This window comes from Rhizobacter sp. P2_H2 (assembly GCF_056403375.1).
Genome location: NZ_JBFUFP010000947.1, coordinates 1 through 2,119, shown reverse-complemented (window position 1 = coordinate 2,119; position 2,119 = coordinate 1). Strand labels below are relative to the sequence as shown.

Below are 2,119 nucleotides of genomic sequence, written 5' to 3'. Positions count from 1 at the left end.
TGTAGTGAAGCGACAAAAACAAAGTGAGCAATGACCTCAGCGGTACCCGAACCTGGATGTGCCTGATCTGCGGCTGGATTTACGACGAAGCGGCAGGGGATCCTGAACACGGTATCGCGCCGGGCACCGCATGGGAATCCGTTCCCATGAACTGGACCTGCCCGGAATGCGGCGCACGCAAGGAAGATTTCGAAATGGTCCAGATCTGATGGTCGCTGGGGCTCTTACATGGTGTGCCGGGCAGGTGCCACGGCCGCTTTCAGTCATTGAGGGGATTCTCGGTGAGCAATGAAGCCATCGCAGGCATCAAGGTGCTGGTGATCGACGACAGCAACACGATCCGCCGCAGCGCGGAAATCTTCCTGAAGCAGGGCGGCCATACCGTGCTGCTCGCGGAAGATGGTTTCGACGCGCTGTCCAAGGTCAACGACCACGATCCGGACCTGATCTTCTGCGACATCCTGATGCCGCGCCTGGACGGGTATCAGACCTGCGCCATCATCAAGCGAAACGCGAAATTTGCCGACGTGCCGGTCATCATGCTGTCCTCGAAGGACGGCCTGTTCGACAAGGCGCGCGGACGGATGGTCGGCTCGGAGGACTACCTCACGAAGCCGTTCACCAAGGACCAGTTGCTGCAAGCCGTGGCACAGCACCGGCCGGCCCGCGCCTGATGCGCACACCTGCTGTTTCCCGGTAACGTTGCCCTGCAAGAGAGTTGAAGGAGTAAGACGATGGCGATTCAGAAGATTCTGTTGGTCGACGATTCGAAGACCGAACTGCACTACCTGTCGGAGCTGCTGACCAAGCGCGGCTACGCGGTGYGAACTGCCGAGAACGGCGAAGACGCGATGCGCCGGCTGGGCGAGGAAAAGCCCGACCTGATCCTGATGGACGTGGTCATGCCGGGCCAGAACGGCTTCCAGCTGACCCGTGCGATCACGCGCGACCCGCGTTTCACCGACGTGCCGGTGATCATGTGCACGAGCAAGAACCAGGAAACCGACAAGGTGTGGGGCATGCGCCAGGGCGCACGCGACTACATCGTCAAGCCCGTCGACGCCGACGAGCTGGTGTCGAAGATCCGCGCGTTCGATTGAACGCCGCCGGCATCCGTCACTCCACCTCACCGTCACACGTCGCCCCGCAGGCAGAGAACTGAATGGCCAACAAGGAAGCATTGCGCGAACTGCAAAGTCGCCTGGCCGAGAGGCTGCAGGCGGCGCGTACGCAGGAGCGCGGCCGCGCCTGGCTGGCCGTCGAGTGCGGCAGCCACGGGTTCCTGTTCCCGCTGCAGGAGGCCGGTGAAATTTTCCCGTTCGCGCCCGCCATGCAGGTGCCGTACACCAGCCGCTGGTTCATGGGCGTGGCCAACCTGCGCGGCCGGCTGCACGGGGTGGTCGACCTGGCCGGCTTCCTGGGTGTGCGCGGCAACGAGCCGGTGCGCGAGCAGTCCTGGTTCGTCGCGTTCAACTCCGACCTGAACATCAACTGCGCGGTGTTGGTGGACCGGCTTGCCGGGCTGCGCAACCTGCAGCAGCTGACGCCCGAACCCGACGACGGACAGGCCAAGCCGGCCTTCGTCGGAACGCATTACCGCGACGAAGGCAAACGCCTCTGGCGCGAACTGAACCTGGCACAGCTGGCCACCGAGGCCGCTTTCCTGAAGATCGCAGGCTGAGGCGCACCCGCGCCGGCCCTCCTGACTGCATTACCCAAGACGACGCAACGAGGCACCTATGAGCTTCCTGAACAAAATCAAAGGCAAGGGCAAAGGCCGTGACGACGCATATGGCGCCGACGGTGCCGTTGCGCTGGACGACGTGGCCGGCCTCGACCTGGGGCACGGTGACGACGGGCGGCCGGACGGCGGTGCCAACACGGTGAACCTCGACTCGTCGATCATCTCGGAGGCTGCGCCGTCCGAACTCGCCGATTTCTCCGAAACCCGGCTGCCGAGCGGCGACAACGCCGCGCTGATGTCGGGCACCGGCGTGCCGCTGATCGGCAACCGGCCGGTCGGGCAGCAGCAGCGCGTGCTGGGCGTCATGGTGCTGCTCGGCCTGGTCGGCCTGGTCGGCATGACGATCAGCTCGCTGAACCAGGCCAACAAGGGCGC

Annotated in this window: 4 protein-coding genes and 1 pseudogene; all 5 read left to right on the top strand. The window is 64.3% G+C overall.

The annotated features are described in order from the left end of the window. Positions 1–56: 56 nt before the first annotated feature. Positions 57–209, top strand: coding sequence for a rubredoxin (locus tag AC1D15_RS28590; protein WP_082004612.1), 153 nt, complete (start codon positions 57–59; stop codon positions 207–209). A 72-nt stretch (positions 210–281) separates the two neighbouring features. After that, entirely contained in the window at positions 282–674 is a 393-nt protein-coding gene (locus tag AC1D15_RS28585; protein WP_052202924.1) for a response regulator, read from the top strand. Positions 675–734: 60 nt separating this feature from the next. After that, positions 735–1,100: a response regulator transcription factor gene (locus AC1D15_RS28580; protein ID WP_477828674.1), complete on the top strand. Its 366-nt coding sequence runs from the start codon at positions 735–737 to the stop codon at positions 1,098–1,100. Positions 1,101–1,162: 62 nt separating this feature from the next. After that, entirely contained in the window at positions 1,163–1,681 is a 519-nt protein-coding gene (locus AC1D15_RS28575) for a chemotaxis protein CheW (protein ID WP_047509916.1), read from the top strand. Between the two features lie 58 nt (positions 1,682–1,739). Then, positions 1,740–2,119 (top strand): annotated as a pseudogene (locus AC1D15_RS28570) (methyl-accepting chemotaxis protein); the annotation flags it as partial.